Genomic DNA, 23,772 nt, shown 5'->3' with positions numbered 1-23,772 from the left:
TAGAACTTGATAAAAATCTAATGAGACTTTAATTTTAAAAAATTAATAAAGCTGTTATTCACAAAAATAGCTTTTTGGACGAAAAGTATTATAGAGACTAATTTAGAGATAGGTTCTGACCATAATCACCAAGACAAAAGGAGATTGTTCCTATTTTGATAGGAAGAGGCAGTTATGAGTATTGTTTCTTATAGAATAGGCATCCTTTTACAACTATAATCAATAGTATAGATAGCATATAGATAACGGCGATGGAATACATTATATAGATGGGAGTCACGAGCAGAATGCAAATTGATGCAAAAGTGGCAAAACAGTTAATAGAACTAAAATATTTGAATACTTCTGGTGTAGGTAGTGCAGACCAATTGACAGCCAATACCGATGATAGTAGCAAATTATTTGATATGATGTTGCAACAAAATATAGGAACAACGGCTGAAACAAAAGGTTCTAATATAAATCCAGTGAGTCTTGCCAGTGTGTTGCCTTCTGCTGCAAGTGTCGGAGATGTAGATTCAAGTTCTGTTACAGGCAATACGTATGCAACAAGTGGTGCAGGACAAAGTGACCCGTGGTATCAATTTGATCAACTGGCTCCTGTCGATCCTAGTACATCTACAACAACGGCTAAAGTGAATACACCACTTCCATCTACAGGCACAGCAGGTATTGGAGGAGCAGATCCTTCTTCTGCTATTGCAGCAACAGGTACAGGTGCGAGTAAACCAACAGCTTATAACGATTTAATCAGTGCAGCTAGTAGCAAATACGGTATCTCTGAATCATTGATCAAAGCTGTTATTGATACCGAATCTTCTTTTAATCCGAATGCAGGTTCTTCCGCAGGAGCAAAAGGATTAATGCAATTAATGGACGGAACAGCTGCTGGTCTGGGAGTAAGCAACTCTTTTGATCCGGCGCAAAATATAGATGGCGGTACCAAATATTTGTCTTATCAGATCAAGCGTTATGATGGTAATGTGAAAACAGCCCTTGCCGCGTACAATGCAGGCCCAGGTCGATTACAACGTTTGGGTATCTCAAATGACGAAGAATTAATGGCGAAATTAAGCCAATTGCCAAAAGAAACACAGCGCTATATTGGTAAGATTGAAAATGCTCAAGCCAAATACGAATTATAATCATAATTAACGTTCATAGTACCTAAGTACATGGTATAATAGTACACGAACGTTTTAGCGATATAGAGATTTGATCATCATATATGAGTACGATATATCAATATGAGATAGATCAAAAAGCGGAGCGTAGGTTCCGTTTTTTGATCTTTTTTTGATAGAACGATAGTTGGATAGCTACACATTAAGCCAATAGTATAGGAACGGGAGGAACAAATGATGAAATATTTTGATTATGCCGCTACGACTCCTCCTTATCCTGAAGTGATACGATCGATGGCTGAGATTATGGAAAAGCATTTTGGCAATCCATCTTCTTTACATCAATATGGAGAAGAAGCAGACCGATTGGTTCGACATGCCAAAGAAGTCACTGCTCAACTACTTGGAGTCAAACCAAACGAAATTATTTGGACATCAGGCGCTACAGAAAGTAATAACTTTGCTCTGAAAGGAGCAGCGATGCGTGGCGGACGTACACAGGGACATATTATTACTACGAGTATTGAGCATCCTTCTGTGTATGAGTGTTGTCGTCAATTGGAGCAGATAGGATTTGAAATTAGTTATATCGATCCTGCACCTGACGGCATTGTATTATTGGAAGATATTCAGAATGCTTTACGAGCAGATACGATTATAGTCAGTATGATGCATGTGAATAATGAGACAGGCGCTGTTCAACCTGTGCAACAAGTATCAGAATGGCTGAAAAAAGTACAACCTCGTACACTGATGCATGTCGATGGTGTACAAGGATTCGGCAAATTGCCTGTAGTATTAGCAAAATGGAATATCGATCTATATAGCTTATCTGCTCACAAAATAAGAGGTCCCAAAGGAACTGGATTATTATATATCAAACAAGGGACTGAACTTTTTCCATTACTGGCAGGTGGTGGACAAGAAAATGGCTATCGCTCGGGTACAGAAAATGTAGCCGGTATCGTAGGCATGACCAAGGCGCTACGTCTAGCAGCAACAGAACAATATACACTAGCAGAACGATTAACTGCTTTTAGCCAATTGTTAAAAACAGAAATTCAAGCGATAGATGGACTAGTGTTAACGAATCCTGCTATCGCATCACCGCATATTATTCATTTCTGTTATCCCGGTATGAAATCGGAAGTAATATTGCATAGTCTAGAACAGCAGGGTTGTATCGTATCTACACAGTCTGCTTGTTCTTCCCGTAAAGCTGAACCAAGTCGTGTATTAGTAGCGATGGGGATCACGCGAGAACATGCTGCAAGTGGAATACGGATCAGCTTGGGCGATCAACATACAAATCAAGATATTGAACATTTAATCACAGCGCTTCGTCAGACTGTTACACAGCTTCGCCCATTGGAGAGGAGAACCCGTTAAGTATGCAAAATATAGATCGTTTGATTTTAAGATTAGGTGAAATTACACTCAAAGGTAAAAATAGATCCAGATTTGAAAAAACAATTTCAGAACATGTACGTGCGGTTTTACGTCCTTATCCTAAAGCGCATGTTCGTCGTGAATACGGTAGAATGTATGTGGAAACAGGTGGAGAATCGGTAGAAGCGTTAATTCAAGTGTTAAAAAATGTATTTGGCATTATGGATATTATTCCAGTCAAGCAGACATTGCCTCAATTGGATGACATTATTGCAGCTGCTATTGAATTAATCGGAGAGCAACATATTGACCAACTTACTACATTCAAAGTATCTGTGAAGCGAGTCTGGAAAGAGTTCCCTCATTCATCGCAAGAAATGAATCATTTGGTAGGTTCACCTGTATTACGTGCATATCCATTACTCAAAGTCGACGTAAGACAACCACAGATTGAATTACGAGTAGAGATTCGAGATGGAGCGGCTTATATTTATAGTGAATTGATTCCAGCAGTAGGTGGCTTCCCGCGCGGAAGTAATGGTAAAGCGATGTTGCTTCTTTCTGGAGGGATAGATAGCCCTGTCGCAGGATGGCAATCGATGCGCCGCGGACTTGAAGTAGAATGTATTCATTTTCATAGTTATCCGTTTACCAGTGAACGTGCTAAAGAAAAAGTCGTCGATCTTACGCGTGTATTAGCAGGATATGCAGGAGTCGTCAAATTGCATGTGGTACCTTTTACAGAGATACAGACCGCTTTTACGACTACAGGACAAGATAATTTAATGATTACATTGATGCGCCGGGCGATGTTACGGATTGCGACTAAGATCGCTGAACAGCAAAAAGGATTAGCTTTGATCACCGGGGAAAGCTTGGGTCAGGTAGCCAGTCAGACATTATCCAGTATGAACGCTATCGAACGTGCTACAGAGTTACCGATTTTGCGTCCGTTAGTCATGACAGGTAAAGATGAGATTATTCAAATTGCCAAAGAAATCGGCACATATGATTTATCGATTTTGCCTTATGAAGATTGCTGTACACTATTTATCCCGAAATCACCGACAACCAATCCCAATTTGAGAATTATTGAAAAAGTAGAATCGTTTTTGGAACTGGAGCCGATGATTGAACGTGCTGTAGAGCAGACGGAAGTGTTAACGATCGAAGCAGGAAGCCCTTTACAGCTTGCTTCTACTGCTATAAATGAAGATTGGTTTTAAAGAAGATTAGATTACCTTTTATATCTTCATGATGCCAAAATGAAAACCGATATAAATAGGGACAGATCGATGAAGGAGGAAGCTGGAATGACCAATCGTAATCAAGGGTTAATCGGACTGTTTATTGTATGTGCAGGTTTGATTATCCTACTTGGCAAATTGGGCGTATTCAGTTTTATTGGTCATATTTTCTGGCCACTGGCGATTCTTTTGCCAGGTATTATATTACAATTACTGTATTTTAGCCGTAGTGCACCTGCTATTGTATTGATTCCGGCTGGAATACTTACAGTATATGGAGCCTTATTCTTCCTTTGCAATACTTGGGGATGGTGGCTCATGGGACATCTATGGCCTGTGCTTATTTTGGGAGTCTCTATAGGAATGTATGAGTATTATGTATGTGCAGCCTCACCAGTATCACGCAACGTTGGTTTTGCTTCAATTGCACTTACTTGGTTATCAGTAATTCTGCTTATTTTTAGTTTATTAGGAAATTTTGCTTTTTATTTTATTGCGCTACTGTTGATCTTATCTGGATTATGGATACTAGCTAGCCGGAGTAATTCAAAAACAGGTTGGTAATAAAATGCGAATTTGCTTGATTTATAGCAACAATGACGTATAATTATAATAAGCAAGATTATGGATGCCGATTTTTTGAACACTGTGTTAACAAATAGTAGAGCGTCGGCTTAGTTGACCGACGCTCCTTTTATGGAGAGGATTTGGAGAAATTTATGCAATCAAGAGAACAAATTCGCAATATCGCAATCATTGCCCACGTTGACCATGGTAAAACAACGCTAGTGGACAAATTGTTGCAACAGTCAGGTATTTTCCGGGATCACGAGACTTTACAGGAGCGTGCGATGGATTCTAATGATCTGGAGCGTGAACGCGGTATTACGATTCTTGCAAAAAATACAGCTATTACGTATAAAGACTATTTAATCAATATCGTGGATACACCGGGTCACGCCGACTTTGGTGGTGAAGTAGAACGTATCATGAAAATGGTAGACGGAGTACTTCTTATTGTTGATGCTTATGAAGGTTGTATGCCTCAGACTAAATTTGTATTGCGTAAAGCATTGGAGCAAAATTTGACTCCTACTGTTGTCGTAAACAAAATTGACCGTCCTGCTGCTCGCCCGACAGAAGTTATTGATGAAGTATTGGATCTATTTATTGAACTTGGTGCAAGTGACGAGCAATTGGAATTCCCGGTTGTTTACGCTTCTGCTTTGAATGGTACGTCTAGTCTTGATCCAGAAAAACAAGACGAAACGATGCAAGCTATGTACGAAACAATTATCGAACATATCCCTTCACCAAAAGAGAAAATCGATGAGCCATTGCAATTCTTGGTTACATTGATGGACTATAACGAATATTTGGGTCGTATTGCGGTAGGTCGTGTTAACCGTGGTGTTATCCGTCAAGGTCAATCGGTAACAGTTATTAACCGTGAAGGCCAAAAGAAAACAGCTCGTATTGAGAAATTGTTTGGTTTCCAAGGTCTAAAACGTATTGAGATCGAAGAAGCTGGTGCTGGTGATATTATTGCTATCGCTGGTATTAAAGACATCAATATCGGTGAAACGATTGCTGATCCACAAAACCCAGAAGCATTGCCGGTTCTTAAAATTGATGAGCCTACATTGCAAATGACTTTCCTTGTAAACAACAGTCCATTTGCTGGACGCGAAGGAAAATGGGTAACTTCTCGCCGTCTTCGTGACCGTTTGTTCAAAGAATTAGAAACAGACGTAAGTCTACGTGTAGACGAAACAGATAGCCCTGATGCTTATATCGTATCTGGTCGTGGTGAACTTCACCTTGGTATCTTGATCGAAAATATGCGTCGTGAAGGTTACGAATTGCAAGTATCCAAACCAGAAGTTATCGTACGTGAAATCGATGGTAAACGTATGGAGCCTATCGAGCATCTACTAATTGATTTGCCTGAAGAAAGCATGGGCGCAGTTATGGAGAGCTTGGGTTCACGTAAAGCTGAGATGGTAAATATGATTAACAATGGTAGTGGTCAAGTTCGTTTAGAATTCTTGATTCCTGCTCGTGGTTTGATCGGATACGGAACATACTTCTTAACATTGACTAAAGGTTACGGAATTATGAACCATTCATTCGATAGCTATGGTCCAGTTGCTGCTGGTCAAGTAGGCGGACGTCATGAAGGCGTATTGGTTTCAAGTGAAAGTGGTTCTTCAACTTTGTACGGTATCTTGTCTGTTGAAGATCGCGGTACTTTGTTCCTTGAGCCAGGTGCTGAAATTTACGAAGGTATGATCGTTGGTGAGCATACTCGTGATAACGATATTGTTGTTAACATTTGTAAAGAAAAACAATTAACTAACGTTCGTTCTGCAACAAAAGACGATACAGTTAAAATGAAAACTCCTCGTAGCTTCTCTCTAGAGCAAGCTTTGGAATATTTGAACGAAGATGAGTATTGTGAAATCACTCCAAAATCAATTCGTATGCGTAAAAAGATTTTGAATAAGAGTGAGCGCGAACGTGCGGAAAAACAACGTAAATCTGCAATGCAATCGTAATATCATATATTGTTGGATAGACCACTGCGCTTAAGTACCTGTTTCAACAGGTTAAATACTGTTTGGATATCCGGTCAATCTTGTATTGACCGGATGACAACAGTACATGCCACTACATACTAAGATGCATAAGCTGAACGTATGATAAGGCAACATAATTGAAGACTATAACTTCATTATCTAAAATGATGGAACAGGTGTTGAGAGCAATGAGTACGACAACAGGTGGGCTTCCGCCGCGTGCAGGAACCAAATCCAAAACACAAAAATCCGGTAATCCTAATCCCAAAAAAAAGCAAAAGAAAAAGGCCAGTGGCTTTAAACGATTTATGCAGATTTTGCTGATCGTTGTTCTTTTGGCAATTGTAGGAGTTATGGCTTATGCAGGATATTTATATTATCAGGTTCAAGGTATGTTTAATGGTGTAGGTCCAAAAGATAGTGGCGGTACTGTTATTAGTCAACCTGTCGCTCCTGAAAAATCAGCAAAAGTAAAACCGATTACGATGGCACTTTTGGGAACTGATTATCGTCAAGAAACAGGAACACGATTAACAGACGTTGTTATGGTAGCTACACTGAACCCAGATACCAAATCAGCCACGATTGTTTCTTTGCCGCGTGATACGTACCTACAACTCGAAGGTTATATTCCCAATAAACTGAACTCTTATTATCCGAAGTTTTATGCGAAAGATAAAAAAGATGGTACAGATCTAGCGATGAGTGAAATGAAAACATTGCTTGGTAAATATTTGGGTGTAGATGTAGAGTATACAACTGTGTTGAACTTCCAGGGTTTCCGGGATGTTGTCGATTCAGTAGGTGGTATTGATATCAATGTAGATATGAAAATGTGTTATGTAGATAAAGCAGATGGTACGAATATTAATTTGTCTACCGGTCAACAACATCTAAATGGTGCAAACTCTCTAGATTATGTACGTTACCGTAAATCAAATTGTAGTCCTCGTACACAAGGATCAGACGACTTTAGCCGTAACCAACGCCAAAACCAAGTATTGAATGCTGTTGTAGACAAAATTCAATCGTTTAGCGGTGTGACTAAATTGGGCTCTATTATCGAATCTGTAGATAAAAATATGGAAACTGATATTGAAGGCGAACAATTTAAAAACTTACTGACAACCTATTGGGATATTCCGAAACAGAATATCAAATACATGCCAGTAACAGGTGATTGGAAAAGTCCTTATGTCTACATTAATGAAACAGAGTTAGCGAATGCTAAAAAAGCACTACAAGATGAATTAGCAGGTACAGCTACGCATACGGATCAATTTGATCAGCCAGCAAGTACAAGCAAACCGAGTCAATAATATTCATTTTGTAATAAATAAAGTGAACTATAATGTAGAAATAAATGATAGAGTTTTCGCCCAGGCGAAGGCTCTTTTTTTTGCATACAGACAGCGAATAAGGGTCAGCAGATTATAGATTTGAAATGAATTTGACCTATGCTATAATGAAGAAACACCAGTATATTCATGCCAGTGATTGGAGGTCTCGATGATGCAGGAATCCATGTTGCTTGATCGTATGCTATATGTTGAACGTATGTGCCGGAGAGGCTCTATACTGTTATGTACCCTGGTGTCTGATGGAGTATGTCTATACGTGTATGATCTTATAAAAAACCGGATGCTGTTTAGCGTCTGGTTTTTGTGTATTAAGAGGAGGGTGAGGCTTGGCTGATCAAGAAGGGATAAGCATAGTTATCCATAAAGTAAATGGCATCAGAGATCATAAGACTTTCTACTCAAGGGGGAACTCTCGATGAAAAAGATTTTTGTACTGGATACCAATGTGCTTCTTCATGATCCAAATGCCATTTTTGCTTTCGAAGAAAATGATGTTATTATACCCGCAGTCGTACTCGAAGAAATTGATTCTAAAAAGCGAAATGCAGATGAAATTGGACGGAATGCCCGCAGTATCTCACGTTCTCTTGATTCATTAAGAGAATCAGGATATTTACATGACGGAGTCCACTTAGAAAATGGTGGTACGTTACGTGTAGAATTAAATCATCGTAGCTTTGCTAAAGTACAAGATATGTTTGGAGAAATTTCGAACGATAATCGTATTTTGGCAGTAGCTTTGAACTATGAATTAGAAGAACAGGAAAAAGAAGCAAGTCAACTGTCTCGCTCGCAAGTCGTGCTGGTGAGTAAAGACGTATTGGTTAGAGTCAAAGCAGATGTATTGGGTGTTAATACAGAAGATTATCTTTCTGATCGAGCGGCTGATCCTAATGAAATGTATACAGGATATAGCACCTTAACAGTACATCCTGCGGTAATTGATGAATTTTATAGTAACCGCTATTTACCTATCCAATCTCTAAATATCAAACATTCTTTTTATGCCAATGAGTTTGTGATCTTAAAAGATGAATTGGGTAGTGCCAAATCTGCATTGCTTAAAGTAAATGCAGATGCTAGCAAATTGGAACCTTTATTTTTGAGTAATGATCCAATCTGGGGAATCGCTGCTCGTAATGCACAGCAAAGAATGGCACTAGAATTGTTACTAAATGATGATATTCCGTTAGTCACAATTACAGGTAAAGCAGGAACAGGTAAAACGTTACTTGCTTTAGCGGCTGCATTGTCCAAAGTAGAAGATGAACAAAAATATAAAAAGCTACTCATTGCGAGACCTGTTGTGCCTATGGGTAAAGATATTGGTTATCTACCTGGAGAGAAAGATGAAAAATTGCGTCCATGGATGCAACCGATTTACGATAATTTAGAGTTTTTATTTGATACCAAAAAAGCAGGCGATATCGACAAAATTTTGATGGGACTGGGTAGTATTCAAGTTGAAGCCTTAACGTATATTCGTGGACGTTCTATTCCGGGTCAATTTATTATTATTGATGAAGCTCAGAATCTATCCCGTCATGAAGTCAAAACGATTGTATCGCGTGTAGGTGAAGGCAGTAAAATTGTGCTGGTCGGCGATCCTGATCAAATAGATCATCCTTATCTCGATTCAATCAGCAATGGATTAACGCATGTCGTAGAGCATTTCAAACAAGAAGGAATCAGTGGTCATATTACGCTGGAAAAAGGAGAGCGTTCCAAACTGGCTCAACTGGCTGCTGATTTGTTGTAACGTCATTATTATTTTATAACAAAGACTCTACTGTGCATTAGTAGCACAGTAGAGTCTTTTGTTTATTATCTATTACTATACTCGTAAATATATGGCTTAATGATCTGAAGGATTCACTAGAGTAAATTCAGTACCATTTTGCTGATGTAAAAGATTCTTTTCAACAAATTGATCAAATAAACTAGCAGTAAAGTTAAAATCCAGATGATCGATAGATTGCAATACATACTGAGCACCATCATAACTTTGGATAAAATGATTAAAAAAAGCGATATCTACAAAGTCTGTATTAGAGATATTGGCTTCGATCATTGTTCCTTGCTCACTTTCGAATAAGCAATGTTCACCATGCCAATGCCATGTCCACTGCATATCCGAATAAAACACAAATTCCTCCGTTGGCTCTACATCATAAATAAGATCAAACAACCATTCGAAATTAGTAGATGTAAGTGGCTTCGATAACAAAGATTTTTGATGATCGGGAATCACTTGTTGCATAGAAGCACATAATTCTCTAGCCATGTCGGTATAGAGTTAGAATAGCTTTAAAATATCAGCTTCGTTAATCATATACAAAATCCTTTCACATCTAGCCTATCCAGTACATACATGTTAGCCGATTAATTCAATGATAGCTCTAGCTGAATTTTCATGAGTTGTGGTTCTGTAGTTACAGCAGTAGCTTTTAAATAAGCTATAATTTGTTGTGGATAAAAACCAAGATCAAATTCGTTTTCAAGCATCCGGCAGGTAGTATCAGGCAATTGCAGACCATTAAAAACAAGCTTGTCTACATAAAATTGGATTGCATTTTGAGGCTGATTCACGATTTCGTAATGACCTGTAATATCCAAATCTAAATTGCCTTCTTTGCCATGGATACTCAATTGATTTTGTGCAAATTTGAATTGAAATGATTCTGGTAACTGTCCTTGTACATGTAAAAATTGATTCAGTTGTTGCTCATCAATCGAGATGGTGTAATGTGTTCCACTAATCTGGATTGCTCCGGGCTGTGATTTCAAGTAATCCGGGAACTGTTGCATCGATATAGCAATAGCTCTGAAATATTTTTTGACTTCATACAGTCCAATATTTTTCCAATACTCATTCATTTCATTCATTAATTGACGAGCAATCTCAGGATTAGAACTTGTAGCAAGACTTTGATGAATCGATTGTTGCAAATTAGCTACACGTATACGCTGATTAGATAAATTACTGCTAATCTCTCCTAATTCTGTTGCTGTAGCATATAACTCATTTTTTTGCTGTGTAAGTTGTGTATACTGCTCTTGATAATCACTTAATAGCAACTGGTCATGATCAATAATCATTCGATAGTAATCGTAAAAAGCGATCATTCCCGATAGACTACCTGTAGATAAAAAAAGAGCCCAAAAATCATCTCTTTCTCCTGTATAATAAGAAACAAGCACAGAATCTGCTTGATGTCTTGCTTGTGACAATAGCTTTTCTTGATGAGTCAAACTTTTTTCTAATTGAGTATATTTCGTTTGAGCTACATGTTGCTGATCTGTAATCCGTTTGATTTCTTGATCTAATTCATTCACAGATAGACTATTTTCTAATAACTGTCGTGTTGCTTCGTCTAATTGTGGTGGTGCTTCTAATGCTTGTGCTTGCGCCGAAGAGAGCAAACACTGCGAAGTTAGAGCTAAAGTCAAACAGAAGCAGACGATTTTAACCGAATATAAGTATTTCATAGATCGCCCCTCCTTAGCACTTGGATATCTAAGCGCAATTTTTTACAATATTATTCCGAATAATGCATAATCTATCATTATTATAGCATCGTACGTATTACTGTTGAATATGAGTCTAATTATACCTATTTTAAAATGCATGGAGGTTACAAAATTGATTATTGATATTTTTGGAGCAGGAGCTATAGGATTACTTTTTTATAGCAAATTAATAAGTAATGATTCTTCAGCTACTATTCATTTGTGGACACGTACCGTAGAACAAGCATCTATTATGAATCAACAAGGTATAACGATCCAAACATCTACTATAGATCATCATAGTGAACCACAGTTATGGATTCCATCTGCTACACAGAATGCTTATGCAATCGACGAATTAAATAACTATTCTCATATACCCAAAGCGGATTATATATTAGTCACGGTTAAGCAGAAAGATATAACAGCAGATTTAGTTGGTAAAATTCAGCAACGAGCAGGGCAACATACTCGTATAATCTGCCTGCAAAATGGATTGCGAACCGATAGCTTATGGCCTTCACCATGGCAGGTTTATGCAGCAATTACCACAGAAGGTGCTAAAAGAATGTCTATAAACGAAATCCATCATACCGGTATAGGAAAAACGGTTATAGGTAGTCTAAGTAATCTTTCTAGTGCTAGAGTAGGTAATAAGACCAAATCAATAGATAAAGAAGAGCAACTATTAATACAACCTTTGCTAAACGAACTACAACAAGCAGGATTTGATATTCGGTTGTCGAATAATATCGATAAAGATATATATCGGAAGCTTATTATAAATGCTGTAATCAATCCATTAACAGCGATTTGGCGTATAATGAATGGTGAATTACTTGTTTCTGAACAGAGACTATTTGTAATGCAGCAATTGTATAATGAAGTTATTGAAGTATATCAAGCCGCAGGAATAGAGAGTTCTTCTTTATGGTGGGAAGAGATTTTAGAAGTATGTCGTGCTACATCTACCAATACATCATCTATGCTTGCAGATGTATTACAAGGTAAAACAACAGAAATAGAGTGGATTAATGGTAGTATTATTAAAATGGGTCAAGATTACGGTATAGCTACACCAGCAAATTACTGGGTATACCATTTAGTTGAGGCTATGAATAGACAGGAGGATAATTGATGGGGGTATTTTTGGGATTATTATTGAACGGGTTTATCTTTTTAAGTCTAGTTCCATTTATTCCATTTGTATTAACATATGTGATCAATAGGCTAAAAGGGAAAGAAAAGAAACCAGCGATAGGTATGGCTATGGATGTAACGACTCCTTTTTTATATATTTCTGTAGCCGCTTTGTTCAATAATACATTCAATACCAAAACAGGATTCTATATTTTCTTATTGATTTTATTGTTAGGTATTGGTCTAATTGGTGGTGCACAAAACCGATTAAAAGGAAAAGTGGACTACAAACGACTATTTCGTGCCGTTTGGCGTGTTTCTTTTTTATTGTTGAGTATAGGTTACATTGCTTTATTGATTACTGGTATTCTGCAATACATAACACAATAATTTTGTCGAAAAATGGAATATATTTGCTTGATGTTAGGTATTCGACCGTGACGTGAAGCATAATATACGCTTAAATGTGACAGTTTTATATAAAATAACGAAAAAAAGATGATTTTTTAAATATAAGTTATAGATTTTTTTGACCACTGGTTGTATAATTTAAAAGCATATACCACATTTTTTAGGGGGAAACTGCTAGATGAAGAGAAAAAGTTGGTTAGTACTTATGGCGCTTGTCATGGCGTTCGGAACTTTGCTTGCAGCTTGCGGCAGCGGTTCTAGCAACACAGGAACAAGTGGAGAATCAGGAGATGGCACTACAGCAGCAGCTCAAGACTTACACATTAACATGAGCGCTGAGCCTCCAACGTTTGATCCAGCTCAGGCAAAAGATAGTCAAACAAACACTGCCTTGAGACTAATGTATGAAGGTCTTACACGTCCAGGTACAGATGGTAATCCTGTTCCAGGCGTTGCTGAAAAATGGGATGTTTCTGAAGACGGATTGAAATATACTTTCCATCTTCGTGATAATGCACAATGGAGTAACGGCGAACCTGTAACAGCTAAAGATTTCGCTTATGCTTGGGAACGCGTTCTAAGCCCAAAAACAACTCCAGCATCTGAGTACGCTTACCAACTTTATTACATCAAAAATGGACAAGAATTCAACGAAGGAAAAGTTAAAGATTTCGCTGATGTTGGTGTTAAAGTCGTAGATGACAAAACACTAGAAGTGACTTTGGCTAATCCAACTTCTTACTGGTTGGGATTGACTTCTTTCTACACGTACTACCCTGTTAATCAAAAGAATGTAGAAGCTAACCCACAATGGGCTTCTAAAGCGGATACAATGATTACTAACGGTGCATTCAACTTAACAACTTGGACAACAGGTCAAGAATTGGCTTGGACAAAAAATGCTAAGTATTGGGATGCTTCTAGTATTAAATTAAATACAATCACTTCTTCATTGGTTAACTCTGGAGCTACTGAGTTCTCAAGTTACCAAAGTGGACAATTGGATTATGCTGGAGCACCTACTGGTGAAATTCCAACAGACCAAATTCCAGCTGCAAAACAACAATACCCAGATCAATTCCAAGCTAAAGGTATTGCAAGTACGTACTACTACTTGTTTAACGTTAAAGAAAAACCATTTAACAACTTGAAAATCCGTCAAGCATTCTCTATGGCGATCAACCGTCAAGCGATTGTAGACAACGTAACATTAGGTGGACAAATTCCAGCTTATGGTTATGTACCACCAGGAATCAAAGGTAACAACGAAGAATTCCGTACAGAGTACAAAGATAGCTACTTCACAGAAGATGCTGCTAAAGCTAAACAATTGCTAGCTGAAGGTATGAAAGAAGAAGGTTATACTACTCTTCCTGAAATTACTTTGATTTACAACTCTAGTGAAGCTCACCAAAAAATTGCTTTGGCAATTGCTGATATGTGGAAAAACAATCTTGGTGTAAGTGTTAAAACACAAAACCAAGAGTGGAGCGTGTTCTTGGATAATCGTCAAAGTGGTAACTACCAAATCGCACGTGCAGGTTGGACAGCGGATTATAACGATCCTATGACTTTCTTGGATATGTGGATGACTGGTAATGGCAACAATGATGCAAAATACAGCAATCCTGAATATGACAAATTGTTGAAAGATGCGCAAGCAACTCAAGATAATGCTAAACGTATGGATGATATGTCTAAAGCAGAAAAAATTCTAGTGCAAGATGATATGGCTATGATGCCAATCTATTACTACACTAGCGTTTCATTGGTTAAACCAAATCTTAAAGGTATATTTGTAGACTTTAGTGGTGCAATTGACTTTACTCGTGCTTATTTCCAATAATTAAGTAAGATTTCGGTTTAATGATTGCAGCGGGATATGTATGTGTGGATTCTCCATCCATATATATCCCGTTTTTGCGTGTTTATCATTTTTCCATATATTGCTATTCTAAACATGATAATTTCAAGTTCTACTTGTTATCTATTAGATGAAGTTTTAAAATGAAAAAGTTGTTGAATAATGACGAGCTGTTTTTAAACATATTCAATAAACTAGAAAATGTGATAAAGGAGGTTCTTGGGGAAATGATTCGTTATATCGCCAGTAAATTTTTGTATATGCTGTTATCATTGTTCATTTTGGCATCAGCTACATTTTTCCTGATGAAAGCTATACCTGGTAATCCGTTTATGTCAGAAAAAAATGTACAGCCTCAAATCAAAGAACGTCTAATGGAGCAGTATGGATTAAATAAACCAATTGCTGAACAGTATTTACAGTACCTAGGAAATTTAGTTAAAGGTGATTTGGGGATTTCGATGAAATACCAAAATCAGGAGGTTACACAACGTATCGCTGATACATTCTCACCTTCATTACAAATCGGTATTTTCGCTATTATTATTTCGATTGTAGCGGGTATTGTATTGGGATTAATCGCTGCACTTTACCATCGCAAATTAATTGATAATGTAGCTATGATTATTGCTGTATTAGGTATCGCTGTTCCGAGTTTTGTATTGGCAACATTGATCCAGTATATTTTTGCTCTAAAACTAGGTTGGTTTGATGTTATGGGCTTTAATGAACCAAGTGACTTTGTACTTCCAGTTATAGCACTTGCTGTTCAACCGATTGCATTTATAGCACGATTAACTCGTTCAAGTATGCTAGAAGTATTGAATGCAGATTATATCAAAACAGCTAAAGCAAAAGGTCTAAATGGTTTTACTATTATGACTAGACACGTTGTACGTAATGGTATTCTTCCAGTAGTTACGTATGTAGGTCCTATGACTGCAAATATCGTAACGGGTTCTGTTGTTATCGAGCAAATCTTCGGTATCGGTGGTATTGGTAGAGTATTCGTAGATAGTATTACTAACCGTGATTATACAATGATTATGGGAGTAACTATTTTCTATGGCGTGTTGTTGATGCTTGCTCGTTTTGTTACAGATATTTTATATGTGCTGGTAGATCCGCGGATCAAATTATCAGGTCGGAAGGGGAGCTAAACGTTGTCAGCTAGCGGAAACAAAAACAATCAAAATGCGACTACAGATGTGGTCGGCGAACCAATCGCACTGCAACAGGAAAGTATCTCTTTATGGCAGGATGCTTGGATTCGTTTAAAAGGTAATAAAGTAGCTATGTTTAGCTTAGGTACTTTGATTCTTATTATTATCGCTTCGATCGTTGGACCAATGATCTCTGCTTTTAACTATTACTCTAATGATTTGATGAATACTAATAAGCCACCTTCTGGAGTTCACTGGTTTGGTACAGATAACCTTGGACGTGATATGTGGGTTCGTACCTGGATGGGTGCACGAATCTCTCTTATCGTAGGTTTGGCAGCAGCAGCAATTGACTTAATTATCGGTATTATTTATGGTGGAATCATGGGTTACTTCGGTGGCCGTGTAGATAACATTATGAACAAATTTTCCGAAATTCTTTATTCTATTCCTTATTTGCTAGTTGTTATTCTATTGTTGGTTGTATTTGAGCCAGGTTTGGGAACAATTATCGTTGCTTTGACTGTAACAGGTTGGATTACGATGTCATGGATTGTTCGTGGTGAAATTATGCAACTGAAAAGTAGAGACTTCGTATTAGCAGCTCGTTCTATGGGTGCAGGTGCTGGACGTCAATTGTTCAAACATCTTTTGCCTAATGCTTTGGGTCCTATTATCGTTACTGTAACTCTTTCTGTACCAAGTGCTATCTTCTCTGAAGCATTTTTGAGTTTCTTGGGTCTAGGTGTACAGGCTCCTGTCGCTTCATTGGGTTCTATGATCAATGATGCATTAACAGGATGGAATTTGTATCCTTGGCGTATGTGGTTCCCGGCTGCTCTAATCTGTTTGACAATGCTTGCATTTAACTTGCTAGGCGACGGTCTTAGAGACGCTTTGGATCCAAAATTGAGAAAATAAAATCTATAGGAGGTGGAACAAGTGGAGAAAATCTTAACAGTAAAGAATTTAAGCGTATCCTTTCAAACGCGTGCTGGTGAATTTGATGCGGTAAAAGATGTCAATTTTGAAATTGGCAAAGGCGAAACGCTAGGTATTGTTGGGGAATCCGGTAGTGGTAAGAGTGTAACAGCTCAAACAATTATGCGTCTGATTCCTTCTCCGCCTTCTAAGATCAAAAGTGGAGAGATTGAATTCCTAGGTCAAAGTCTACTTGCTAAAACGGATAAACAAATGGAAGCAATTCGTGGTAAGGATATCGGCATGATTTTCCAAGATCCGATGACTTCCTTGAATCCAACAATCAAAGTAGGTAAACAAATTACAGAAGTATTGCGTAAACATCAAAATATGTCTTCTGCTCAAGCTAAAGAAAGTGCGCTTGAAATGTTACGACTGGTTGGTATCAAAAATTCTGATGTTCGTTTTAATCAATATCCTCACCAATTCTCTGGTGGTATGCGCCAACGTGCGATGATTGCAATCGCTCTAGCTTGTCGTCCATCATTGCTAATTGCGGATGAGCCTACAACAGCACTAGACGTAACGATTCAAGCTCAGATCCTTGATCTGATGAAAGATATGCAACAAAAATTGGGTACTTCAATCATTTTGATTACACATGACCTTGGTGTAGTAGCAGGTATGTGTGATCGCGTGGTTGTTATGAAAGAAGGCGATGTTGTTGAAACAGGAACAACTGCTGAAATTTTCAAAAACCCTCAACATCCATATACACAACGTTTGCTTAATGCATTGCCACGTTTGGATGAGCCTAAAAAACCTAAATTAGCGTCTGCTAAACTTAATCTAGACCCACGTAAACCGTTGGTTGAAGTAAAAGGATTAAAACAACATTTTAATCTAGGTAAAGGTAATATCCTTAAAGCGGTTAATGACATTAGCTTCAACATCTACGAAGGTGAGACACTTGGAGTTGTAGGAGAATCTGGTTGTGGTAAATCAACAACAGGTCGTACAATTCTTCGTTTATACGAACCTACCGGTGGTAGTGTAAAGTTTAACGGAACAGACATTTATGATCTGTCTCCACGCAAAATGAAAAACATGCGTAAAGATATGCAAATGATCTTCCAAGATCCATATGCTTCTTTGAACCCTCGTTTTAATATTATGGACATTATCGGCGAGTCTCTAGATATTCATGGTCTAGTGAATAGCCGTGCTGAACGTAAAAAACGTGTAGAAGAATTGCTGGATATGGTAGGCTTGAACCCAAGTCATGCTCTTCGTTATCCGCATGAATTCTCCGGTGGTCAAAGACAACGTATCGGGATTGCGCGTGCACTTGCTGTAGATCCTAAATTTATTATCTGTGATGAGCCATTGTCTGCTTTGGACGTATCGATTCAAGCACAGATTGTTAAATTGCTAGAAGAACTACAACAACGTCTTGGATTGACTTATTTGTTTATTGCGCATGATTTATCCATGGTAAAACATATTAGTGACCGTGTAGCGGTTATGTATATGGGTAAAATTGTAGAATTGGCTGAAAGTGAAGAACTGTATGCTAATCCTCTACATCCTTACACCAAAACTTTGCTATCTGCGATTCCTATTCCTGATCCAGAAGTAGAAGCAAATAAACGTAGAATCTTATTGCCTGAAGAACATCTTGCCGCTTCTCAAGAAGCAGCAGCAACTTTGGCAGCTAAAGATCCGTTTAATTTAGAAAATTCTCAGTTGATCGAAGTATCTGAAGGTCACTGGGTTTCTCAACCTTCTGCTTAATTTATACTTTCAAATCAAAAAACCGCCATTTGCTGGCGGTTTTTTGGTTGTTACTAAAAATATTCAAATATTTTAAGAATAGCTTTTGACTAAACAGTACTAACTTCGTTACAATCAAATAAGATTTAATAAGTTACGATTAGTAACAATCAAAAGCAATAGCGATGAGGAGGACTTCACCCCATGAATGTGATTCCGGAGAGCCTACCCGCGAATCAGCCGCTCGCTGAGCGGTACATCAATGATTTTGCATCGGTAAGCAGTTTGTATAATATGAATGTCTCTGATCCACAAACATGGATCAAACGTGCAGAATGGCTGGATCAGAGTAAAGACTCCCGAATCGACCGTGGAGCTTTAGTTGACTGCTTAACCATATATAACGGTAAGTACAATAATCATGAAGCTGTACAGCAATCTTTAGCAACACTACGAACAGATGAAGCACTTGTGATGGTAGGTGGACAACAAAGCGGACTATTTACAGGCCCATTGTTAGTCATTTACAAAGTGATTACATTGTTAGCATCTGCGCGTGAAGCATCGCAGCGTCTACAACGTCCAATCGTACCTGTATTTTGGATAGCAGGTGAAGATCATGACTGGGATGAAGTGAATCATACGTATCTACCTGATCAAGATGGAGCGGCTGTCAAAATTCGCTTAGATCATGAACGTGGTGGACATTCACCGGTGAGTCGTACATTTATTCATGAACAGAATACTGAACATATTTTGAATCAATTTGAAAGTCTGTTACCGGATACGGAAAATAAAAATCAATGGACACAGACATTGCGAAATATTATGGAGCATGCTACAGATTTGAGTAGTGCCTTTGCTGAACAATTGGGTCTTTTATTTGGCCGTTTTGGATTGGTACTCATCGATTCAGATGATGCTGCTATTCGTCGCTTAGAAATTCCAGTATTTCGTCAATTGATAGAACATAATGATAAATTGACTCAAGCATATATGTCTGCTGCTGAGCAAGTAAGACAGTATGGATATGAAGAACAAGCAACAGTAGATGAAGAAAGTGCTAATTTGTTCTATATCCATAGTGATGAAGTATATACCAACGAACGTTTGTTATTGTTCAAACGCAATGGGATGTTTACAGATCGTAAAGGATTAGTTGTTTTTACCAAACAAGAGTTGTTACAGTTGTTAGAACAATATCCAGAACGGTTTAGCAACAATGTATTAACACGTCCTTTGATGCAGGATTCATTATTCCCTGTACTTAGTACCATTTTGGGAACAGGCGAGATTGCATATTGGGCGTTAACAAAACAAGCATTTCCTGTCTTGAATCTACAAATGCCTCCGATTGTTCCTAGAATGTTATTTACAATGGTGGAAGAAAAAGTTAAAATTTTGATGCAACAGTATCAATTAACATTTGATGATGTCAGACAACGCTTTGATGATATTCGTCAGACCTGGTTAAGTGAGCAAGAAGATTATCATTTAGAAAAAAGATTCACTACATTCCGCGAGCAATTTCAACAATTGTATGCGCCTTTTGTAGACTCTTTGCATGAGATTGATCCTTCATTACCGCATCTCGGAGAAACGACTCAGCATAAGATTGATTTGCAAATTGATTATTTGTACCGCAAAAGTCAAAATGCGATAGCACGTCAACATCAGACAGGATTACAACGTTTGGATCGAATCGCGTATGCGTTGTATCCGTTTGGCAAGCCACAAGAACGTACGATCAACAGCTATTACTATCTTGGACGTTACGGAGAGCGCTGGATCGATCAATTGTTAACCCTTGAGCCTGATTTTAACGGTTCGCATCGTCTTGTTTATTTATAAAAATAGGTTATCTATTCCAACTAACAAAGGAGAACTGTACAATGACATCATCTATTCAAGCAAGTATTGTTGCCGATATGGCACTTGCTCCTGAGGGACATCTTAAAATTGATTGGGCATCTTCTCATATGCCGGTATTAAATCGTATTCGAGCAGAATTTGAAAGAGATTTGCCTTTCAAAGGTTTGAATGTAACGATCTGTTTGCACTTGGAGGCTAAAACCGCTTATTTGGCTAAAGTTATCCAAGCCGGTGGAGCTAATGTCACTATTACAGGTAGCAATCCCTTGTCTACACAAGATGATGTATGTGCAGCTTTGGTAGAAGACGGTATTACTGTATTTGCAAAATATAATCCAGGTGTGGAAGAATATAAAAGCTTGAACTTAAAAGCATTAGAAGCGAAGCCTGACCTGATTATTGATGATGGTGGCGATCTGATTACATTTTTGTATGGAGAACGTCCTGATCTATTATCAACGATTCGTGGTGGAGCAGAAGAAACAACGACTGGAATTATCCGTTTAAAAGCATTGCAAAAAGAAGGAACGTTGAAAATTCCGATGGTTGCTGTAAATGATGCGTATTGTAAGCATCTATTTGATAACCGTTACGGAACAGGACAATCCGCTTTTGATGGTATTATTCGTACAACCAACTTAATTATCGCAGGTAAAACAGTTGTAGTAGTAGGTTATGGCTGGTGTGGTAAAGGTATAGCGATGCGTGCTAAAGGTTTGGGTGCTAATGTTATCGTAACCGAGGTTGATCCAATTAAGGCGGTAGAAGCACATATGGACGGCTTTGGTGTGATGCCGATGAATGAAGCCGCCAAGCATGGTGACTTCTTTATTACAGTAACAGGAAATAAAAGTGTTATTGCAGGCGAGCACTATGACGTGATGAAAGATGGCGCTGTGATTGCCAATGCTGGACATTTTGACGTTGAAGCGAATAAGCCTGATCTAGCAGCTCGTTCTCAATCGATTCGTACGGTTCGCAAAAATATTGAAGAATACAAATTGAATGATGGACGCCGTATTTATCTTCTTGCAGAAGGTCGTCTGGTTAACTTGGGAGCAGCAGATGGTCATCCTGTTGAAATTATGGATATGACTTTTGCTTTACAAGCAGTAGGTCTTCGTTATGTGAGCGAACACTATGAGCAGTTGGAAGCAGGAGTAATCAGTGTCCCTTATGAACTGGATGAACAAGTGGCACGATTTAAACTAGAAAGTCTAGGCATTCATATTGATACATTGACTGAAGAACAAAAATTATATTTAGATAGCTGGTCATAATCTGCAAGCAATCTCAATATATTTAAAAAATAAAATAAAAGTTACTCATGCATAACAAAAAGAACTGATTTTTCCGATAAAGAGAAATCAGTTCTTTTTTATGCCTATTTTTGCAAATGAATTGGCTGATTTACATAAAATAAAATTTTTCAGTATTTTTCTAAAAAAAAATGATATTAAAAAAGGATTTTGATTTTCTGCGTCGAATCTATTATGCTTATGGTAGTGGTGGATAGTGGGACAAAGTGGGAGACTATGGTTAAGAGGAGTGAAACGTCAATGTTTATGGGAGAATTTCAACATAGCATTGATGAAAAAGGTCGGATTATTATTCCTTCCAAATTTCGTGAACAACTCGGAACTTCGTTTGTAGTCACCCGCGGATTGGATCATTGTCTATTCGTCTATCCTATGGAGGAGTGGTCCCTCCTTGAGCAAAAGCTCAAATCTCTACCGCTGATGAAAGCGGATGCCCGTGCATTTAGTCGTTTTTTCTTCTCCGGTGCAACCGAAGTGGAATGGGATAAGCAGGGCAGAGTCAATCTGCCGGGAAATTTACGGCAGTATGCCAAACTCGAAAAAGAGTGTGTTATTATTGGCGTTTCGAATCGGGTAGAGATTTGGAGTAAAGAAACATGGTCAGAGTATTATGATACTTCTGAACAATCTTTTAATGAAATTGCAGAAAAGCTGGTTGATTTTGATTTCGACCTGTAATCGTCCGGGAGGTTTACATCTTGTTTCATCACATCACAGTATTAAAAGAAGAAGCGACAAAAGCACTTCAGGTTAAGCCTGATGGTATTTACGTTGACTGCACACTCGGGGGAGCTGGTCATAGTTCAGTTATTGCTGCTGAACTTGGAGCAGGCGGAAGACTAATAGCTTTTGATCAAGATGATACGGCACTTGCCAATGCGAAAATAGTACTTGCACCTTATGAAGATCGAGTAACGTTGATCAAAAGCAATTTCCGTCAATTGGAAGAGTCGCTATTGGCAGCAGGAGTACCGGTCAAAGATGGAGTTCCGCAAGTAGATGGCATTTTGTTCGATCTTGGCGTTTCTTCACCTCAATTCGACGACGGTGACAGAGGATTCAGCTATAACCATGATGCAACTTTGGATATGAGAATGGATCAATCTGCCGAACTCACAGCCAAAACTATAGTGAATACCTGGCCGGAAGAAGAAATCGCCCGCATTTTATATCGATATGGTGAAGAAAAATTTTCAAGACGGATTGCTAAAGTCATTGTTGCCAAGCGAAGTATCCAGCCGATCGAAACAACGGGGGAACTGGCTGAACTTGTCAAAGAAGGCATTCCAGCAGCAGCAAGAAGAACAGGGGGACATCCTGCGAAACGGAGTTTTCAAGCACTTCGTATTGCTGTAAATGATGAATTAGGTGCTTTTGAAGAAGCTCTTCATCAAGCAGTACGTTGTCTAACGCCTGGGGGAAGAGCAGCGGTTATCACGTTTCATTCTTTAGAAGACCGTATTTGCAAACAAATTTTTGCAGAATACGTGGAAAAAAACGTCTCACCACCTGGTTTTCCAGTCTATGTTAGTACTGGTGGAGAACTGAAATTGATTAATCGCAAACCAATCCTTCCTTCGGAAGAAGAATTGGAAGAGAATTCGCGTGCAAGATCGGCTAAATTGCGTGTTGCCGAAAAGGTGGAAAAACAAACGAAAACTTAATTTAGAGGAGACGGATCAATGGCTTATACGCGCGGCAATCTAGCTGTCAAAGAACAATCGGCTGAAAAAGCTGCTCGACGATATCGTGAGACTACAAAGGTAGTCTTACGTCGTAGCGCACTTCCAACGAAAGAAAAGCTGCTTTATTTGATGACTATCATTTTTTGTGCGACAGTAGCAAGTGTAATTGTTTTTCAATATGCACATATCTATGAAGTGAATAAAAATATTCAAAGTATGGATAGTGAAACGGCAAGTATTAAAAAGCAAACGACACAAAACGAAATTCGCAAATATTCGTTACAAGATCAAATTGTTGAACGTGCCACTGCTCTAGGTTACATAGAGCCTACGGATACGGCTCCGATCCAAGTATCCCGGGTAAAGGGAACAGAAGCAACAACCTCGACGACGGATGAGACACAAGGCAAGTAA

20 protein-coding genes are annotated in these 23,772 nt (G+C 38.3%); 18 read left to right on the top strand and 2 right to left on the bottom strand.

What is annotated here, in order from left to right; all coding sequences use genetic code 11:
• Nucleotides 1-287 precede the first annotated feature (287 nt).
• From PQ456_RS15535 to PQ456_RS15505, 7 genes are all read left to right on the top strand, one after another.
• Nucleotides 288-1,145, top strand: coding sequence for a lytic transglycosylase domain-containing protein (locus tag PQ456_RS15535; protein ID WP_273613103.1), 858 nt, complete (start codon nucleotides 288-290; stop codon nucleotides 1,143-1,145).
• A 216-nt stretch (nucleotides 1,146-1,361) separates the two neighbouring features.
• Entirely contained in the window at nucleotides 1,362-2,513 is a 1,152-nt protein-coding gene (locus PQ456_RS15530) for a cysteine desulfurase family protein (protein ID WP_273613102.1), read from the top strand.
• 2 nt (nucleotides 2,514-2,515) lie between these two features.
• On the top strand, nucleotides 2,516-3,739 hold the full coding sequence (gene thiI, locus PQ456_RS15525; protein WP_273613101.1) for a tRNA uracil 4-sulfurtransferase ThiI: 1,224 nt from the start codon (nucleotides 2,516-2,518) through the stop codon (nucleotides 3,737-3,739).
• 87 nt (nucleotides 3,740-3,826) lie between these two features.
• Nucleotides 3,827-4,324 (top strand): hypothetical protein, encoded by a 498-nt coding sequence (locus PQ456_RS15520; protein ID WP_273613100.1) that lies wholly within the window; start codon nucleotides 3,827-3,829, stop codon nucleotides 4,322-4,324.
• Nucleotides 4,325-4,479: 155 nt separating this feature from the next.
• Nucleotides 4,480-6,318, top strand: a complete 1,839-nt coding sequence (gene typA / locus PQ456_RS15515; protein ID WP_273613099.1) for a translational GTPase TypA — start codon at nucleotides 4,480-4,482, stop codon at nucleotides 6,316-6,318.
• Between the two features lie 209 nt (nucleotides 6,319-6,527).
• Complete coding sequence (locus PQ456_RS15510; RefSeq protein WP_273613098.1) at nucleotides 6,528-7,658, top strand: LCP family protein; 1,131 nt, start codon at nucleotides 6,528-6,530, stop codon at nucleotides 7,656-7,658.
• Between the two features lie 457 nt (nucleotides 7,659-8,115).
• Nucleotides 8,116-9,459, top strand: a complete 1,344-nt coding sequence (locus PQ456_RS15505) for a PhoH family protein (protein WP_273613097.1) — start codon at nucleotides 8,116-8,118, stop codon at nucleotides 9,457-9,459.
• Nucleotides 9,460-9,555: 96 nt separating this feature from the next.
• Here the strand turns inward: PQ456_RS15505 and PQ456_RS15500 are convergent, their stop codons facing one another.
• Complete coding sequence (locus PQ456_RS15500) at nucleotides 9,556-9,960, bottom strand: hypothetical protein (RefSeq protein WP_273613096.1); 405 nt, start codon at nucleotides 9,958-9,960, stop codon at nucleotides 9,556-9,558.
• 122 nt (nucleotides 9,961-10,082) lie between these two features.
• On the bottom strand, nucleotides 10,083-11,189 hold the full coding sequence (locus PQ456_RS15495; RefSeq protein ID WP_273613095.1) for a hypothetical protein: 1,107 nt from the start codon (nucleotides 11,187-11,189) through the stop codon (nucleotides 10,083-10,085).
• A gap of 154 nt (nucleotides 11,190-11,343) precedes the next feature.
• On the opposite strand from PQ456_RS15495, the gene PQ456_RS15490 reads away from it, so the two are divergent.
• The 11 genes from PQ456_RS15490 to PQ456_RS15440 all read left to right on the top strand — a co-directional run bounded on the left by PQ456_RS15490 (nucleotide 11,344) and on the right by PQ456_RS15440 (nucleotide 23,772).
• Nucleotides 11,344-12,348, top strand: a complete 1,005-nt coding sequence (locus PQ456_RS15490) for a ketopantoate reductase family protein (protein ID WP_273613094.1) — start codon at nucleotides 11,344-11,346, stop codon at nucleotides 12,346-12,348.
• Nucleotides 12,348-12,740 (top strand): DUF3397 domain-containing protein, encoded by a 393-nt coding sequence (locus PQ456_RS15485; RefSeq protein ID WP_273613093.1) that lies wholly within the window; start codon nucleotides 12,348-12,350, stop codon nucleotides 12,738-12,740. Before PQ456_RS15490 ends, PQ456_RS15485 begins: the two co-directional genes overlap by 1 nt.
• Nucleotides 12,741-12,939: 199 nt before the next feature.
• On the top strand, nucleotides 12,940-14,607 hold the full coding sequence (locus PQ456_RS15480; protein ID WP_273613092.1) for a peptide ABC transporter substrate-binding protein: 1,668 nt from the start codon (nucleotides 12,940-12,942) through the stop codon (nucleotides 14,605-14,607).
• Nucleotides 14,608-14,852: 245 nt separating this feature from the next.
• Nucleotides 14,853-15,785, top strand: a complete 933-nt coding sequence (locus PQ456_RS15475) for an ABC transporter permease (protein WP_273613091.1) — start codon at nucleotides 14,853-14,855, stop codon at nucleotides 15,783-15,785.
• Between the two features lie 48 nt (nucleotides 15,786-15,833).
• Entirely contained in the window at nucleotides 15,834-16,709 is an 876-nt protein-coding gene (locus tag PQ456_RS15470; RefSeq protein ID WP_273616336.1) for an ABC transporter permease, read from the top strand.
• 21 nt (nucleotides 16,710-16,730) lie between these two features.
• Complete coding sequence (locus PQ456_RS15465; protein ID WP_204823264.1) at nucleotides 16,731-18,503, top strand: ABC transporter ATP-binding protein; 1,773 nt, start codon at nucleotides 16,731-16,733, stop codon at nucleotides 18,501-18,503.
• 183 nt (nucleotides 18,504-18,686) lie between these two features.
• Nucleotides 18,687-20,333 (top strand): bacillithiol biosynthesis cysteine-adding enzyme BshC, encoded by a 1,647-nt coding sequence (bshC, locus tag PQ456_RS15460; protein WP_273613090.1) that lies wholly within the window; start codon nucleotides 18,687-18,689, stop codon nucleotides 20,331-20,333.
• A gap of 41 nt (nucleotides 20,334-20,374) precedes the next feature.
• A complete protein-coding gene (locus PQ456_RS15455; protein ID WP_273613089.1) occupies nucleotides 20,375-21,634 on the top strand; it encodes an adenosylhomocysteinase in 1,260 nt (419 codons plus the stop codon).
• A gap of 279 nt (nucleotides 21,635-21,913) precedes the next feature.
• Complete coding sequence (gene mraZ / locus PQ456_RS15450) at nucleotides 21,914-22,351, top strand: division/cell wall cluster transcriptional repressor MraZ (protein ID WP_204823267.1); 438 nt, start codon at nucleotides 21,914-21,916, stop codon at nucleotides 22,349-22,351.
• A gap of 20 nt (nucleotides 22,352-22,371) precedes the next feature.
• Entirely contained in the window at nucleotides 22,372-23,337 is a 966-nt protein-coding gene (gene rsmH / locus PQ456_RS15445) for a 16S rRNA (cytosine(1402)-N(4))-methyltransferase RsmH (RefSeq protein ID WP_273613088.1), read from the top strand.
• 18 nt (nucleotides 23,338-23,355) lie between these two features.
• Nucleotides 23,356-23,772, top strand: a complete 417-nt coding sequence (locus tag PQ456_RS15440; protein WP_273613087.1) for a hypothetical protein — start codon at nucleotides 23,356-23,358, stop codon at nucleotides 23,770-23,772.

Source organism: Paenibacillus kyungheensis, from assembly GCF_028606985.1.
Lineage (GTDB): Bacteria > Bacillota > Bacilli > Paenibacillales > Paenibacillaceae > Saccharibacillus > Saccharibacillus kyungheensis.
Note: the sequence above shows the minus strand (reverse complement) of the source record. Positions and strands in the feature narration are given on the sequence as shown.

Bases quoted from the DNA above. Each gene is read 5' to 3' on its own strand.
- PQ456_RS15530 (WP_273613102.1), top strand. From the start codon at position 1,362: ATGAAATATTTTGATTATGCCGCTACGACTCCTCCTTATCCTGAAGTG.
- PQ456_RS15510 (WP_273613098.1), top strand. From the start codon at position 6,528: ATGAGTACGACAACAGGTGGGCTTCCGCCGCGTGCAGGAACCAAATCC.
- PQ456_RS15455 (WP_273613089.1), top strand. From the start codon at position 20,375: ATGACATCATCTATTCAAGCAAGTATTGTTGCCGATATGGCACTTGCT.
- PQ456_RS15440 (WP_273613087.1), top strand. From the start codon at position 23,356: ATGGCTTATACGCGCGGCAATCTAGCTGTCAAAGAACAATCGGCTGAA.
- thiI (WP_273613101.1), top strand. From the start codon at position 2,516: ATGCAAAATATAGATCGTTTGATTTTAAGATTAGGTGAAATTACACTC.
- PQ456_RS15480 (WP_273613092.1), top strand. From the start codon at position 12,940: ATGAAGAGAAAAAGTTGGTTAGTACTTATGGCGCTTGTCATGGCGTTC.
- PQ456_RS15485 (WP_273613093.1), top strand. From the start codon at position 12,348: ATGGGGGTATTTTTGGGATTATTATTGAACGGGTTTATCTTTTTAAGT.
- PQ456_RS15495 (WP_273613095.1), bottom strand. From the start codon at position 11,189: ATGAAATACTTATATTCGGTTAAAATCGTCTGCTTCTGTTTGACTTTA.
- PQ456_RS15520 (WP_273613100.1), top strand. From the start codon at position 3,827: ATGACCAATCGTAATCAAGGGTTAATCGGACTGTTTATTGTATGTGCA.
- PQ456_RS15475 (WP_273613091.1), top strand. From the start codon at position 14,853: ATGATTCGTTATATCGCCAGTAAATTTTTGTATATGCTGTTATCATTG.
- mraZ (WP_204823267.1), top strand. From the start codon at position 21,914: ATGTTTATGGGAGAATTTCAACATAGCATTGATGAAAAAGGTCGGATT.
- PQ456_RS15535 (WP_273613103.1), top strand. From the start codon at position 288: ATGCAAATTGATGCAAAAGTGGCAAAACAGTTAATAGAACTAAAATAT.
- bshC (WP_273613090.1), top strand. From the start codon at position 18,687: ATGAATGTGATTCCGGAGAGCCTACCCGCGAATCAGCCGCTCGCTGAG.
- PQ456_RS15505 (WP_273613097.1), top strand. From the start codon at position 8,116: ATGAAAAAGATTTTTGTACTGGATACCAATGTGCTTCTTCATGATCCA.
- typA (WP_273613099.1), top strand. From the start codon at position 4,480: ATGCAATCAAGAGAACAAATTCGCAATATCGCAATCATTGCCCACGTT.
- PQ456_RS15500 (WP_273613096.1), bottom strand. From the start codon at position 9,960: ATGCAACAAGTGATTCCCGATCATCAAAAATCTTTGTTATCGAAGCCA.